Raw genomic sequence first — 14,884 nt, 5'->3', positions numbered from 1 at the left:
AGTATTGGAGTCTTTGCCTCCAATCGGAAGGGGCACCCTGTTTCACCTGCGGTTATGGTCCCCCGGAGGCTTTGCCTCCTACGCCTGGTGCGGAGCCTGCGGGTACGCGCCGTACTGCTGGGCGCCGGCGTCGAACCGGGCACCTTCCGGCTTGCTCGGCAGCAGGGAGAAGATCAGGATAATGAGTCCGCCCACACCCGGAATCAGGCCCAGCAGGATGAACCAGCCGTTGAAACCGCCGTCGTGGAGACGGCGGACCGTCAAGGCCAGGCCGGGGACCAGGGTGGCCAGTCCCCAGAGGCCAATGAGAGCGTACGGCAGCATAAAGCCGGTGCCGGTCAGCTCACCGGTTACCGGGTCAACGCTGCCGACCGCCATGGTGATGGTCCAGATGCTTAGGACGGTGATAACAACGGCATTCACCAGCATCCACCACCAGTATTCGCTGCGGCTGGCCCGGCCGGAGAAGGTGGCGTATTTCTTGAAGAACCGCTTCACGGCGTCGCCGATGCCCGCACCGTAAAGCGGCTGGGACAGGTCGGGCGTGCCGGGCTGGGCCGGAGCATACGGGTTTTGCGCAGAGTGCTGAGACATTTCGGTTTCCCCCTGTGGACAATACGTAGCCGGATATTATGAAGGTCGCTTACTAAATAGGCGATCGAAGGGATAGTAGCCCACGATCATTCCGCCGTCGAGCGCATTTGCGCACGTCAGAGGCTGGTTCATGCGGACGCATGGGCTCGGGCTGCCCATGCCTGCGCATAACGGCTCACTGCCTGCCCGCGGCTCCGAACAGCGGCGCTCCCCCAGTGAGTTCCTTCAGCGGCGTCGGCCCGGCAATTTCACCCGTGAAACCGCCGTTCTGGAATCCGAACAGCACCCATTCGCCGTCGCGCTTCTGCACCAGCTGCGCCGCGTAGATGCCCTCAAGGTAGAACTCGGCGCTTTCCTCGAGTTTCCAGGGCCCCAGCAGGGACCCGCCGGGCGCGATCCAGGTGCCCGTGGGAACCCGCGGCGCATCGACGCCGGGGGCGAATTCGGGCAGGCAGGAGAAGATCAGGACCGGCTGCCCGTCCACCATCCGGGACTGAATGACTTCCATCTCGCCGAAGCCGGCGGGCGCAGACAGCGGCGGACGCACTTCCCAGTCATCAAGATCGGTGCTGACGGCGTGGCCCACTACCGCCCGGCCGGCCGGATCGCCGTCGTTGGAGCGGGCGGTTACCAGCATGTGCCACAGGGCCGTGTCTTCGTCCCAGAACACGAACGGATCCCGCCAGGCTTCGTCCGGCCAGGTTCCCTCTCCCAGCTTCTCGTACCAGTGCGGGTCTGCTTCCAGCGGCGGCCGGTCCCAGCGCGTCCAGGTGACCAGATCGTCCGAGACCGCTTGGCCGATGCGCTGCTGCAGCCCGTCCTCTGCCCGGCTGACCCCGGTGTAGAAGAGGTGCCAGCGCCCGTCCTCCCCCTGCACGGTGCAGCCGGTCCAGGTGGCGAGGTCATCCCAGGCGGGGCCGTCCGCGGCCACCAGCGCGTCCGGCAGCAGGGACCACTCCTGGAGGTCCGTCGACACGGCGTGGCCGATCGATGCGCGGTAGTGCCGCCGCTGCGGATCCTGCAGGGCACGGGAGGCACGCAGGAAGAAGAGGTGGTACTGCTCGCCGTCGTCGGCCAGCCAGCTGTCCCAGGCCCAGTGGTCATTGAGTTGAAAAGCCATTCCTATCCCTTCACCGCGGAGGAGGCGACGCCTTCGATGAACCAGCGCTGGAAGACCAGGAAGACCACCAGCACGGGCAGCACCAGCAGCACACCGAAAGCCATGACCTGTCCCCAGGCCGGGGGCAGCTGGCCGGCGAACACGCTGATCTGCAGCGGCAGCGGGCGCAGGTTGGGTTCGGAAACCATCAGCACAGGCCACAGGAACGCGCCCCACTGGGTCAGGAAGGTCAGGATCGCCACCGATGCGTACACCGGCTTGCTAATCGGCGCGATGATCTGGGTGAAGATGCGCCAGGGTCCGGCACCGTCCAGGCGGGCTGCTTCGTCGATGCTGCGCGGGATGCCGGAGAAGAACGAGTAGAACAGGAAGATCGAGAGCGCGTTGCCGATGAACGGGACGATCTGGATCCAAAGAGTGTTCCGCGCATCGTTGTACAGGTAGAACATCGGCACAGCGACGGCCTCGAAGGGCACGATAAGCAGCATCAGGATGCCCAGCAGGGCAATCCCCCGCCCCTTCCATTCCAGTCGGGACAGCGCAAACGCGGCCATCGAGTTGACCACCAGCCCCAGCCCGACGACGGCAACGGTCACCGTGAAGGAAACCAGGAAAAACCGCCAGAGGTGCCCGGTGCTGTCCGAGGACAGGCTGGCAGTGACGCCCGAATAGTTGTGCAGTCCCCACTGCGTGACGTCGAAGACCTTGAAGCCTGCCAGGGTATCCGACGCCGGCGCGAAGGACGCCGCGACCATGTAGGCCACCGGGGCCAAAAACACGAGGCTGGTGATGACCAGCGCGAAGTAGTGCGCAGTGATGCCGGCGCGGTGCCGCGGGCTGCTTCGGCGCAGCGCGGGTTTTCCCCGGGTTGCGGCTGGAGCGGCACTGCCCTGGGGGCCGCTGTGCTGGGTTGTGGTTGTGGTTGCCATGCCTAGGCCTCCCGTTCGCGCGTGAGCCGGCGCTGGATCAGGGACAGGATCAGCACCAGGATGAAGAAGACCACCGAGATGGCGCTGGCCCGGCCAATGTTGTTCTGGTCGAAAGCTGCGGTGACGGCCTGGTACATCACCGTGCGCGTGGCGTCCTCATTGAGCCCGCCGCCGGATTTGGCCAGCACGTAGATCTGGTCGAAGACACGAAGCGAGAGGATGGTCGTGTAGAGCGCCACGAAAACGAGGGTGGTGCGGATGCCGGGCAGGGTTACGTGCAGCAGCCGCTGCCAGCCGTTGGCACGGTCCAGTTCAGCGGCCTCGTACAGCTCACCGGGAACCTGCTGCAGGGCGGCCAGCAGAATCACCATCTGGAAACCGCAGCCCTGCCAGATTGACAGCACAATCACTGATGCCAGGGCCGTCAGTTCCGATCCGAGCCAGTCCTGGGCACCGAAGTTGCCGCCGGAGAAGAAGTCCAGGGTGGCGTTGAGCAGCCCCTGGTCGCCGCGGGCCAGAATCAGCCGCCAGATGATGGCAACCAGTGCCATCGGGAAGATCACCGGAAGAAAGTACACCGCGCGGAAGATTCCCATCCCCGGCAGTGCTCGCTTAACCAGCATCGCCAGCGCGAGTGCCAGGGCGGTCTGCACGGGAACCACGATCACGGCGAAGATCAGGTTGTGGCCCAGGGAACTGAGGAACTGGGCAGAAACATCCGGATCGGTGAGGATGCGGGCGTACTGGGTGAGCCCCATGAAGGTGGGGTCGCGCGGATCCCCCAGCCGGACGTTGTACAGCGAGAAGCCTATGGCGGCCACGAAGGGCACCGCCACGAACAGGATGAGCAGCAGCATGGCCGGTGCAGCCATGGCAGGCCCCGCAGTGCCGCGGTGCCGGGCCGGGCGTGCAGGTGCCGGCGGCCTGCCGCTCCTGGGCGGCAGCAGTGACGTGGTGGTCATGGCGTGTTCCTCCATCCCGGTCGAGGCGGGGCCGGGCACAGACTGCGCCCGGCCCCGCCTCAGCAGGAATTATTCGTCTTCGTAGCCGTTGTTGTCGGTGAAGTCGGAGTCGATGGCGCGGGCGGCCTTGTCCAGTTCATCCTTCACGTCCGCACCGCCCCAGATCGCAAGCAGGGCGCTGCCCACGGAGCTCGTCACGGTCGGGTAACCCGGCGTGACGGGACGGGCGACGGCGATGCACTCGGCGGTGACATCCTCGGAACCGCAGGCGGCGGCGAGGTTGTCGGCAAAGAGGGCCAGCGGCTTGCCCTCCCCGTAGAGTTCGCTGGTTTCCAGGGCTGAGGTGCTGCCCGGGATCGCGGCGTTGGCCGCGGTCATCGCGGTGATGGACTCATCCGACATCAGAAAGTCCAGGAAGGTTCCGGCTGCTTCCTCATTGCCTTCAGCGGCCGGGGTGGCGCCCCATTGCCAGGAGCCGTGGCCAGCCTTGGTGCCGTTGCCGAAGTCGGGCAGGGGCATCAGGACCAGGTCCTCGCCCAGTGCCTCGCTGAAGCCCGGGTACATCCAGTTACCGGTCCAGGTCAGGGCGACCTGCCCCTCCTGGAACGCCGTACCGCTGGTGTTCGGGTCGGTGTATTCCTTCCATGAAGTCCATTCGGTCAGGGCTTCGACGTTCTCCGCGGAGTTGAGGACACCGTCCGCCTTGCCGTCCTTCATGAGCGTGCCGCCGGCAGACCACAGATTGGGGCTGGTGGTGAACAGGCCCCATTCGGCGGCGAAGGAGTTCGCCTCGCCCAGGTCAATGGCGTTGCCGGACGGGCTGACTTCGGCGAGCTTTGCCAGGTTGGCCCGGAATTCCTCGACGGTCCAGGCGTCCTCGGCCGTGGCCGGAGCTTCAAGGCCGGCTGCCTCGAGCAGGGAGGCATTGCCCCAGAGCCCAAGCCCGACGTCGAACATGCCAACGGCGTACGTCTCACCGTTGTAGGTGCCGCTTTCCTTCACGCCGCCGATCCGGTTATCCAAGACCTCGTCGGAGACGATCCCCTCGAGCGGGACCAGTTTGCGGTCATAGACAAAGGAAGCCATGGTGGGGGCGTCCATCTCCATGATGTCCGGCAGGTCCTCGACCTTGGTGGCCTGGATGGTGCTGGTGTAGTCGGCTTCGGGCACCAGCGTCAGTTCAACCGTGATGTCCTCATTGGCATCATTGAACTGATCCACCAGGCCCTGCAGTGCTTCGGCTTCGGAGGCCTGGCCGGAGTGGGCCCAGACCTTAAGAGTGCCGTCAGCTTCGTTGCCGGCGCCACCGTTTCCTCCGCATGCCGTCAGGGCCAGTGCCAGCGCTACGCCGGCGGCCCCCATCGATCCGGCGCGCAGCCGGGCCTTCCTCATTGAACGCATTTCCGCCCTTCCCGTAGGTTCCCCATGCCAGATGCAAGTGGGCTGTCGATGTCGTTCAGTTTGGCCTAGACCAATTTCAGAGTCAATCGCTATGCTGAAGCCGTGACGTCACAATCCCATCCCGCGCCGAAGTACTACGTACTGAAGGAGCAGCTTCGTGCCCTCGCCGCCGAGGGGGAGCCGGGCACCCTTCTACCCACGGAACGGGCCTTGGCCGCAAGTCACGGAACGTCCCGGACTACCGTGCGGCAGGCGATCGCGGAACTGGTTGCCGAGGGTGTGCTGGACAGGATCCAGGGGCACGGCACGTTTGTGGCACACAACCGGCCCACCTATGTGCGCCAGCTGACTTCCTTCTCCGAGGATGCCGCGGCCCAGGGGCTGCGCAGCTCCAGCCGGCTGCTTGGCATTTCGGCTGTCCCCGCGGAGGGTGAGGCTGCGCTGCGTCTCCAGGTGGAACCGGGCTCTCCGCTGACACGCGTGGAGCGCATCCGGCTCATCAATGAGGAGCCGCTGGCCCATGAGACTGCCTTCCTGCCGGGAGAGCTGCCGGGTCTGGCCGAGGCGCTGGACCGCTCGGGTTCGCTCTATGCCGCGCTGCAGGAGAGCTACGGCGTGCGCATCACCGATGCGGAGGACACCGTGCAGACGCGCCTGGCGGGACCGGATGAGGTGCGGCTGCTTGGCCTTGAAATGGGCTTCCCGCTGCTGGTTATCCATCGTCTGGGCCTCGCCGGGGAGCGGCCCGCGGAGTGGACCTGCTCGGCGTTCCGAGGAGACCGGTTCCGGTTCCAGGCCCGCCGTCACCGGGACTGATCACCCAAGACACAGCCACCGGACACACCGGACCCCCGCAGGCCCGGAGACTGCGGGGGTCCGGATTCCCAACGGATGCGAAGAGCTCCGGCTGTCAGCGCGAGCTGCCGGACCCAGAGCCCGAATCGTCGTGGCCGGAGCCGTGGTGTCCGGAATCGGAGTGGCCTGAGCCGTGTTCAGATCCCGTGCCTCCTTCAGCTCCGGTAGACATGGAACGGCCGGATGCATCCTCCACCTCGGTGTCGATTTTCTCCTTGCGCACCTCGTCGGAGACGCTTTCGGTTCCGGTGACCGTTTCAGTGTCCAGCCGCACCCGTTCCACCGGCTCGGTGTGCTTGTGCACGACGGGCTCCTCGGCATGCAGCGTGACTTCGTATTCGTCCTCGCGCAGTTCCGGGCCCCGCATGGCAGCGTCACGGTTGGCGTCTGTGATCGGCTCCCGCTCAACCACAACTTCTTCATGACTGACGGGTACCTGCGTGGTGACAGTTTCCGTCACCGTGTACTTCCGCAGCCGGGCCCGTCCTGTCTCGCGGCTCTCGGTACCGACGTCGAGCTGTTCCTCTGAACGCGTCATGGCGTCATCGATGCCGGAGCCGGAACTGTCCGAAAGACCGGTGGTGCCCGGCTGACCGGTCCCGGAACCCATACCCGAGCCTGATCCCAGACCGGATCCCGAGCCCGAGCCTGCTCCGCTTCCGGAGCCCGATCCGGATTGCGTGTCATCAATCAGGCCGGAGCGCCCGCCACCGGCGCCGGAAATGGTCTCGGTATCGGACTCGATGAGGGTGTCCGTGCCCGCATCAGCGTTCAGCGAATCGGCGTCGGAGGTTCCGTCGTCGTAGGTGAAGCCGTAGTAGCGGTAAAGCGTGACTTCCTCTTCGGCACTGATCGAGCCGTCGCTGTCAATCTGCGGGGCGTTCTTCACCTCATCCTTGGAATAAGGCACCAGGACGTCGACGCCTTCCACGGTGGCCTCACTGAGCGGAACAAACGTCTCATTGGTGCCAAACAACCCGGTATTCACGGTGACCCAGGCCGGTTCGTTGGTCTGGTCATCGAGATAAAACGTTCCCACGGATCCGATTTTGTCGCCGTTGGGACCAAGTACATTTCCCGAAGCGGCCATGAGTCCTTCGACTTGCTCATTGCTGATCATCGTGTTTTCTCCTTCGGCAGCGAATCTGTGCCGGGGGTCCGGCACAGCGATCACGATTCCCTTGAGCCGGGATCCGATCGAGCCGCTTCCGCCTGCAGCACCTCGACCACCGGACCGGGCGGCTCACCGCCCGCGGCGGCGCCGTTGCGGCGGCACCGGTCCCGGTTTCTATGGCCATTTCTCCGGCCGGGCCTGAATTGCCAAGCCTACTTATTATTCCACTGCCTGCATGCAGGCTCGTCAATAGGAAACCGGGTACGTCCGGATGCGGGCGCGAAGGAGCGCTGAACAAGGCTCCGGCATGGGAAAACGGACCGGAACTGGTGGGAAGGAGGAGGCTAGAGCGATTCCTGCAGCGACTCACGGACCTGCTTGCGCAGGACCTTGCCCAGCATGGACTTGGGCAGCTCCTCGATTGCGACGATCCGGCGGGGAACCTTGTACGGCGTGAGCCGCTCGCGGCAGAAGGCCCGCAGCGCCTGCTCGTCCAGTTCGGTATCCGGCTGCATAACGACGGCGGCAACCACCTGCTCGCCGCCGGCACCGCGGGGCAGGCCCACCACGGCGACGTCGGCAACGCCCTGGTTGCTCCGGAGGACTTCCTCAACCTCAGACGGGGACACGTTGAAGCCGCCGGTGATGATCAGCTCCTTGCGCCGGTCCACCACCTTCACGAAGCCGTCCTCGTCCACGGTGACGATGTCCCCGGTGCGCAGCCAGCCGTCCTCGGTGAGGATCTCTTCGGTTTCCTCCGGGTTGTTCCAGTAACCGGAGAACACCTGCGGCCCGCTGATCAGCAGCTCGCCCGGTTCGCCCTGCGGAACATCGCGGGAGAGGTCGTCCGGATCCGCGACCCGCATCCGGGTGCTGGGGAACGGCACGCCGATGGTTCCGTTCCGGCGGGTCTCAGCGAACGGATTGCCCAGTGCCACCGGAGAGGATTCGGTCAGCCCGTAGCCTTCCACCAGCAGGCCGCCGGAAACTTCCTCCCAGATCTCCACGGTCTTGGCGGAGAGAGTCATCGCACCGGAAATGGCGAAGCGGATCGTGGAGATGTCGATCCCCCGCTTCTTCGATTCCATGGCCACCTTCTCGTAGATCGGCGGCACAGCGCAGAACACGGTGGGCCTGGACTTCTTCGCGGCGTCCAGGACAAGATCCACATCGAACTTCGGGAAGAGCACCAGGCGGGAGCCCGTAAGCATGGCGAACGTCAGGTAGAGCGTCAGGCCGAAGGCGTGGAACATCGGCAGCACGCCGTAGATGACTTCCTCGCCTTCCTTGGCGCCGTGCATCCAGGCCTGGCCCTGCAGTGCGTTCGAGCGCAGGTTGTAGTGCGTAAGCATGGCGCCCTTGGGCACCCCGGTAGTGCCGGAGGTGTACTGCAGGGCCGCGAGGTCCGTTACCGACGGCTTCGGGTGCAGCGGATCGATCGGATCGTTGGCGAGCAGCTTTTCCCAGGGGATGGTGTTCTCGGTCTTGGTGGTCAGCCCGGCACGGGTGCGGCGGATCGAGGGGATCGGCAGGCGCAGGCCAATGCGCTTCAGGCGGGGCATGGCCTTGGTGATGTCCACGGAAATGATGGAGGGCACGGCGAGGTCGTCCGGGAAGTCCTGGATCTTTTCGACTGCCTTGTCCCAGACAATGGCTACCTGTGCACCGTGGTTTTCGAACTGGTGGCGCAGCTCGCGTTCGGTGTATAGCGGGTTGTGGCCGACGACGACGCCGCCAAGGCGCAGCACCGCGTAGAACGCAATGAGGTACTGCGGGCAGTTGGGCAGGATGATGGCCACCCGGTGCCCCTTCTTCACGCCCAGCTTGCGCAGCCCCTCAGCGGCCCGGTTGATCTGGTCGCCGAGCTGCGAGTAGGTGGTTTCGGCACCGAAGAACTCCAACGCCACCTTGGGCCCGAACCGGGCCACGGCGTCTTCCACCATGGCAGTCAGGGATTCGGTGGGCAGTTCAATTTCTGCCGGCACGCCGGGCTGGTAGTGCTTTACCCACAGCGGTTCCTGGGCAGCGGTCATGGAAGGAGCTCCTTAGTTTCGGTACTTTTCGACTATATTCCAGTCACCGCATAGGCGGGGAAAGCACCGGGAACTGCCATGTCTTCCTGACTGACTTGCCGGGCCGTTTACTCCGCTGCCAGCCCGCCCAGGTACCGTGCGAGCTGCCGCGGCGCGGAGACCGGGGCAGCGGCGTCGACCACTGCGTTGTAGTTGGTGTTGGTGTTCACGTCATAGGTGAGGACGCGTCCGTCGGCGGCCTCGATGAACTCGATGCCGCAGACCTCAAGGTTCATCCGGCGGGCAAACTCTTCGTACTGGGCAATGATCGGGTGGCTGAAGCCTTCGCGGAGGCTGAACAGCTGGGTGTCCGGGTCCGGTGCAATGGATGCTCCGGGCGGCATGATGGGAGCGCCGGTGGCCGGATCGATGGCGCAGGCGTCCGCGGGGCAGAGCTGGAAGCCGCCGCGGGCAGTGTCCGCGCGGATGGCATAGACGAACTTTCCGCCCACCAGCTCCACCCGGCTGATGGACGGTTCAGCCGCCTGGATGAATTCCTGCACCAGGGTGATGCCGTCCTGCGGCTCTTCGAACTCGTCGGAGGCGACGTAGTCCGCCAGCTCTCCGTGGGATTCGAACCTGCGCACTCCCAGCCCCTTGCCGCCCTGGTTGTGCTTGAGGATGAGCGGCACCGGGAATTCCTTGGCGGCGGCGAGGATCTGGCTGCGGCCAATCGCCGCCACGGTGCGGGGCGTCGCGATGCCGGCTGCGCGCAGGGCGGTGAGCTGGTCCACTTTGCTCATTTCAAGTTCCAGCACCCGCCGGCCGTTGACGGTACGGCGGCCGTGGGCTTCCAGCCAGGCCAGGACGGCCCGGGCATAGTCCTTGGAGAGACTGTGCCCGCGGGTGTGGGACGAGGCGCTGATCCGGGACCAGAAGATACCTTCCGGCGGTGCTGCATCCAGGTCCAGCACGCCGTCCGTCAGCAGCCATTCGTGCACCTCGACGCCTTCGGCCTCGAAAGCCCTGGCAAAGGGCGGGAACCACTCGGGATTCTCATGCAGGGCGTATACGGGCAGAGCCATGGTGAGACCTTTCAACAGCGTTGGAGCGTGAGGGGAAGCCTACTGGATAAAGATGCCGTTGCCGGGGCCGAGGGGCAGGTTGAAGACATAAAAGACGGTCAGCACCGCTACCCACGCGATCCAGAAAACCACCGTGAAGGGGAGCATGCGCGAGATGACTGTTCCCAGCCCGGCGGAAGGTTCATACCGGCGCAGCATGGTCAGCAGCACGATCATGTACGGGTTCAGCGGGGTAAGGACCTGGGTCGCCGAATCCCCCACCCGGAACGCTGCCTGCACAAAGGCCGGTTCGTATCCCAGCAGCGCGAACATCGGCACGAACACCGCAGCCATTAGGGTCCACATTGCCGAACCGGAGATGATGAACAGGTTCAGCAGCGACGCCAGCACAATAAAGGCCAGGATGGCCGGGTAGCCGGTGAGGCCGATGGATTCCAGTCCGGAAGCGCCGGCGACGGCGATCCAGTTGCCGATCCCGGACCAGTTGAACAGCGCAATGAACTGGCCCAGCACGAAGGCCAGGACAAGGAAACCGCTCATTTCCTTGATGGACTGGCCCATCACCCGGGGAATGTCCTTGGCCCGCGGCATGGTTCCGGTGATCCGCCCGTACACCAGGCCGGGGATCACGAACATTACGAACACGATAAAGACGATCGAAGACAGCAGGGGCGAGGAGGGCAGGAACCCGCCCTCCTCATTGCGCCACGGCGAGTTCGGAACCAGCGCGGCCGCGGCAATCACTGCCGCCACCAGGGCGCCCAGCACCAGGGCCCTGCGCAGGCCGCGCCTTTCCACGCCGGTCAGGTTCGGGTCCAGGACCTCCGGGGCAGCATCTCCGGCGTCCTCGTCCTCAGTCTCGCTGCGGGGCACGGACTGCTTCACCAGCCGCGGTTCCAGGACCTTGTCGATCAGGAACCCGGCGGCAAGGATGAGCACCGCCGAGGAGGCAACGTTGAAGAAGTAGTTGGAGAGCGGATTGACCGGTGCACCGGGGTTGGGCAGCGAACCGGTCACCGCCGTCGTAATCCCCGCGAAAAGAGCGTCCAGGGAGGTAACCAGCATGGAGGTTGAATACCCGGCACCTGCGGCAGCGAAGCCGCCCAGCAGCCCGGCCACCGGGTGCCTTCCGGCCGCCTTGAAAACCAGTGCGGCCAGCGGCGGAATCACCACGAAGGCTGCGTCCGCCATGATGGATCCGGCCACGCCCACCAGTCCGACGGCGTAGGGCAGCGCCCAGCGCGGGGCTGCGCCGAAGGCCCGCCGGATCAGGGCCGCGAGCAGCCCGGACTTCTCCGCGACGCCGACCGCAAGCAGGATCGGCAGCACCGTGGCCAGGGGCGGGAACCCAAGATAGTTCTCTCCCAGCGTGGTGGTCAGCCAGCTCATCCCCTCAGCGGTAAACAGCCCGCGGATGCGGGTGGCCTCATCGCTGCCGGGCACGGTGACGCTCACGTTCGCCCAGGCCATGGCCGTGGAAGCAACAGCGACGATGCCGACCAGCAGCAGGAAGAGGATGAACGGATCAGGCAGCCGGTTTCCCACCCGTTCCACACCGGCCAGCAGCCGGTCGGTGAGGGAGGAACGGGTGGCGGCGGGGGCAGCGTTCATGGAGCGTCCTTCGGGTTGTGCGGGTCCTAAGGCGGGTCTGGGACGTGGGGGTCAGTCGAAGTAGCCGGCGACATCCACGGGCCCGCCGGCTTCGGCGAACTCCCGGGCGGCTGCGCGCTGCAGTTCCGGGTCGCAAAGGTAGTCCAGGGCTGTCAGTGCCAGGCCGGCCGCGCCGTCCGCCGCACCCTTCGCAGCTGCCGGCGACCCGGCTGCCGCGGCAAACTCCCGCGTGTGCAGGGCAACGTCCGGGGCTGAGATGGCGATCAGGGGATGGATTCCGGGCACCCGGTAGCTGACGTTGCCGAAGTCCGTCGATGCTGCCAGCGTTTCCGAGACCACTCCCGCCGGCAGCGGATCCCGTCCGCGGCGGCGCTGCGCGGAGAGCCAGCGGCCGGTCAGGGAACGGCTGGAGCGCACGGGCAGCGACGGCGGTTCCTCGTCCCATTGGATGTCCACTCCGGTGCCGGTCATGAGCGCCGCCCCGCGGACGATGTCCTCGATCCGGCCGCTGAGCTCCCGCAGCGTTTCGGGGTATTTGGAGCGGGCATAGAACTTCATTTCCGCGAATTCCGGAATGATGCTGGGCCGCTCGCCGCCATCGGTGATGACGGCGTGGATGCGGTCCGATGGCGGCATCTGCTGGCGCAGCAGGCCGACCCCCTGGTAGGCGAGGGTGGCGGCGTCGAGCGCGTTGCGGCCCATGAACGGCTGGGCGGACGCGTGCGCTGCCACCCCGCTGAACTTCACGGTAAGCACCCGGCGTCCCAGCCAGACCTGGTCCACCACATCGGTTCCCAGCGGGTGCACCATCATCGCAGCATCCACCCCGTCCAGGGCGCCGTTTTGGATCATGACTTCCTTGCCGGAATAACCTTCCTCTGCCGGGGTGCCCAGGAAAACCACGGTGCCGGGGAAGGCACCGTGGTCCTCCCGCAGGGTTTCCGCCAGAGCCAGGAAAGCTCCCGCCCCGGCGGCGGCAATGACGTTGTGCCCGCAGGCATGGCCGATGCCCGGGAGGGCGTCGTACTCCCCCATGACGGCCACCACCGGGGAACCGGATCCGGCCTGCGCCCTGACCGCGGTGTCCAGACCATGGACCCCCACCTCGGCGGCGATCCCGTGGCGTTCCAGCAGGTCCGCCACACGGCGGGCGCTGCGGTGTTCCTGGTAGGCGGTTTCCGGGTCCTGGTGCAGCTGCGCGGCGAGGCCGGCCAGTTCCGGGGCCAGCGTGTCCACCCGCGCCAGGACAGCTTCGGTGAGCGCTGCCGGGGCTCCGGCGAACGGAGATTCTTCGTGCTGGATCTGCCCGCTGCGGAACTGCGTCTCCTTATCCAGGTAGTCCAGGTACACGGTGCTTGGCTGGGTTGGATCAGTCATGCCCGCCACCCTATGACTGTTCCCGCAGGGACGGCAGCAGCCACCGGCATCTCCCGGAACGGGGGTTCCGGTGAGCGCCCGGGCAGTTTAGGATTCGGCCGGTTCGGTTCAGCCGGTTCAGCCGGTTCAGCGGGGAGGTGCCGGATCCGGGGTGGGGTTTGCCGCCCCCGGCCGCCGATCCTGGCAATGAGCCCCTGCGGCCCCCGGCTTCCCACCGCGGCCAGCAGTTTGTACCGCTTGGACGGGACCGAGACTCCCTTGCCGGCAAAGGCATCCGCGAGCCCTTCGCGGACCACCCGGTCTGCGTCCAGCCACATCCACTTCGGGTAGAGCGTCTTGTCCATCTGCATCCGCTGGTGGAACTCCGTGTGCACGAACCCCGGGCAGACGGCGGTGACGGAAACTCCGCGCCCCGCGTAGTGCAGGTTGGCCCAGCGGCTGAAGTTGATGACCCATGCCTTGGCAGCACTGTAGGTTCCGCGCGGGATGAAGCCGGCGACGGAGGCGACGTTGATGATCCGGCCGCCGCCGCGTTCCAGCATTGAGTTCACGGCCGCGTGGCTGAGCAGCAGCGGCGCCTGGACAAGTACGGCCAGGTGGTCGATCTCGGTCTGGGCCGGGTTGGCGTGGAAATCGTTCTTCAGCCCGTATCCGGCGTTATTGACCAGGACGGCGACGTCGGGCTGGCCCACCCTGGCCGCCACCTTGTCCACACCGTCCTTCGTTGAGAGATCCGCAGGGATCACGGATGCTTCAACGTGGTAGCGGGACGAGAGCTCCCTGGCCTTGGCCTGGAGCCGTTCTTCGTCCCGCGCGGTGAGGACAACGTTGTAGCCCCGTTCTGCCAGGGCGCGGGCAAATTCAGCGCCCAGACCGGCCGTCGCTCCGGTGATTACTGCCGTTTCAGTCATTGGGACAGCCTGCTACGCCCGCAATGGGTTTGGCAACGTGCGCATTCGGCGCGGCGTTGCCTGCCTGCCCGGGCACTCTTACGGTGGAAGGACCCGGCACCGTTCCCGCATATTCCCTTGAATCCAGGAGTGCCATGGCCCAGCAGGCCAGCCATCCGTTTCCCTACGCCGACCGGGCCGACGCCGGACGGGTGCTGGCAGGCGCGCTGGAGGGCTACCGCGGCCGGTCCGGCCTGCTGGTCCTGGGCCTTCCGCGCGGGGGCGTTCCGGTGGCGGCGGAAACCGCTCGTGCCCTGGACGCCGCCCTGGACGTGGTGCTGGTCCGCAAGGTGGGCCATCCCCGCCAGCCGGAACTGGCGGCGGGGGCAGTGGCAGAAGCCGGCGGCGCCTCAGCGGAGGTCTGGAACGAGGGCATCGTGCGGTCCTGGCTGTCCTCCGCCGGTCCCCGCGGCCCGGGCAGCCTGGATGCCGTCCTGGCTGCTGAGCGGGAAGAACTGCAGCGCCGCACCCGGATCTTCCGCGGGAACCGCGGGGCGCAGGCCATTGCGGGCCGCACGGTAATAGTGGTGGACGACGGAATCGCCACGGGCGCGACCATGCGCGCAGCCCTCTCCGCGGTACGCAGCCTGGAGCCGGGCTGGCTGGTGGCAGCGGCCCCCATGTCCTGCGGTCCGGTGGAGGCGCTCACCGCGGCGGCGGACGACGTCGTCATCCCGTGGCCGGACAGCGGCCTGCCGGCGGTGGGATCGGCCTACCGCCGGTTCGGGCAGACCAGCGAGGACGAAGTCCGCCGGCTGCTGGGCCTTGGGTGACCCTTTCCGTCCCTGCCGTGGCCAAAAGCACCGGCTCCTGCTGGTTTGCGCCGGCGGCCCGGAGGATAATCCGAAGGGCTTGGGGACGGGAATTCCGAGAG

The 14,884-nt window shown here is 66.3% G+C and carries 13 protein-coding genes; 2 read left to right on the top strand and 11 right to left on the bottom strand.

What is annotated here, in order from left to right:
- Positions 1-78 precede the first annotated feature (78 nt).
- From NGB94_RS08080 to NGB94_RS08060, 5 genes are all read right to left on the bottom strand, one after another.
- The gene (locus NGB94_RS08080) at positions 79-594 is read right to left on the bottom strand and encodes a DUF805 domain-containing protein (RefSeq protein ID WP_325790108.1); all 516 of its coding nucleotides are present in this window, start codon (positions 592-594) and stop codon (positions 79-81) included.
- Positions 595-769: 175 nt separating this feature from the next.
- Entirely contained in the window at positions 770-1,714 is a 945-nt protein-coding gene (locus tag NGB94_RS08075) for a glycosyl hydrolase family 32 (protein ID WP_325790107.1), read from the bottom strand.
- A gap of 2 nt (positions 1,715-1,716) precedes the next feature.
- Complete coding sequence (locus tag NGB94_RS08070; RefSeq protein WP_325790106.1) at positions 1,717-2,643, bottom strand: carbohydrate ABC transporter permease; 927 nt, start codon at positions 2,641-2,643, stop codon at positions 1,717-1,719.
- A gap of 2 nt (positions 2,644-2,645) precedes the next feature.
- The gene (locus NGB94_RS08065; protein ID WP_325790105.1) at positions 2,646-3,605 is read right to left on the bottom strand and encodes a sugar ABC transporter permease; all 960 of its coding nucleotides are present in this window, start codon (positions 3,603-3,605) and stop codon (positions 2,646-2,648) included.
- Positions 3,606-3,674: 69 nt separating this feature from the next.
- Positions 3,675-5,006, bottom strand: a complete 1,332-nt coding sequence (locus NGB94_RS08060) for an extracellular solute-binding protein (RefSeq protein ID WP_325790104.1) — start codon at positions 5,004-5,006, stop codon at positions 3,675-3,677.
- A gap of 102 nt (positions 5,007-5,108) precedes the next feature.
- Here NGB94_RS08060 and NGB94_RS08055 point away from each other — a divergent pair, with 102 nt between their 5' ends.
- On the top strand, positions 5,109-5,822 hold the full coding sequence (locus NGB94_RS08055; protein ID WP_325790103.1) for a GntR family transcriptional regulator: 714 nt from the start codon (positions 5,109-5,111) through the stop codon (positions 5,820-5,822).
- A 94-nt stretch (positions 5,823-5,916) separates the two neighbouring features.
- Here the strand turns inward: NGB94_RS08055 and NGB94_RS08050 are convergent, their stop codons facing one another.
- The 6 genes from NGB94_RS08050 to NGB94_RS08025 form a co-directional block, all read right to left on the bottom strand.
- Positions 5,917-6,981: a YsnF/AvaK domain-containing protein gene (locus NGB94_RS08050; protein ID WP_325790102.1), complete on the bottom strand. Its 1,065-nt coding sequence runs from the start codon at positions 6,979-6,981 to the stop codon at positions 5,917-5,919.
- Positions 6,982-7,319: 338 nt separating this feature from the next.
- Positions 7,320-9,008, bottom strand: coding sequence for a long-chain-fatty-acid--CoA ligase (locus NGB94_RS08045; protein WP_325790101.1), 1,689 nt, complete (start codon positions 9,006-9,008; stop codon positions 7,320-7,322).
- A 107-nt stretch (positions 9,009-9,115) separates the two neighbouring features.
- Entirely contained in the window at positions 9,116-10,072 is a 957-nt protein-coding gene (locus tag NGB94_RS08040; RefSeq protein WP_325790100.1) for an alpha-L-glutamate ligase, read from the bottom strand.
- Positions 10,073-10,111: 39 nt separating this feature from the next.
- A complete protein-coding gene (locus NGB94_RS08035; RefSeq protein WP_325790099.1) occupies positions 10,112-11,683 on the bottom strand; it encodes an AbgT family transporter in 1,572 nt (523 codons plus the stop codon).
- A 51-nt stretch (positions 11,684-11,734) separates the two neighbouring features.
- Positions 11,735-13,060 (bottom strand): M20 family metallopeptidase, encoded by a 1,326-nt coding sequence (locus NGB94_RS08030; RefSeq protein ID WP_325790098.1) that lies wholly within the window; start codon positions 13,058-13,060, stop codon positions 11,735-11,737.
- Complete coding sequence (locus NGB94_RS08025; protein WP_325790097.1) at positions 13,057-13,971, bottom strand: SDR family NAD(P)-dependent oxidoreductase; 915 nt, start codon at positions 13,969-13,971, stop codon at positions 13,057-13,059. The genes NGB94_RS08030 and NGB94_RS08025 overlap by 4 nt, the downstream gene beginning before the upstream one ends.
- A 134-nt stretch (positions 13,972-14,105) precedes the next feature.
- On the opposite strand from NGB94_RS08025, the gene NGB94_RS08020 reads away from it, so the two are divergent.
- The gene (locus NGB94_RS08020) at positions 14,106-14,783 is read left to right on the top strand and encodes a phosphoribosyltransferase (protein WP_325790096.1); all 678 of its coding nucleotides are present in this window, start codon (positions 14,106-14,108) and stop codon (positions 14,781-14,783) included.
- Positions 14,784-14,884: the final 101 nt, after the last annotated feature.

This window comes from Arthrobacter koreensis, from assembly GCF_035792275.1.
GTDB classification, from domain to species: domain Bacteria; phylum Actinomycetota; class Actinomycetes; order Actinomycetales; family Micrococcaceae; genus Arthrobacter_B; species Arthrobacter_B koreensis_A.
Note: the sequence above shows the minus strand (reverse complement) of the source record. Positions and strands in the feature narration are given on the sequence as shown.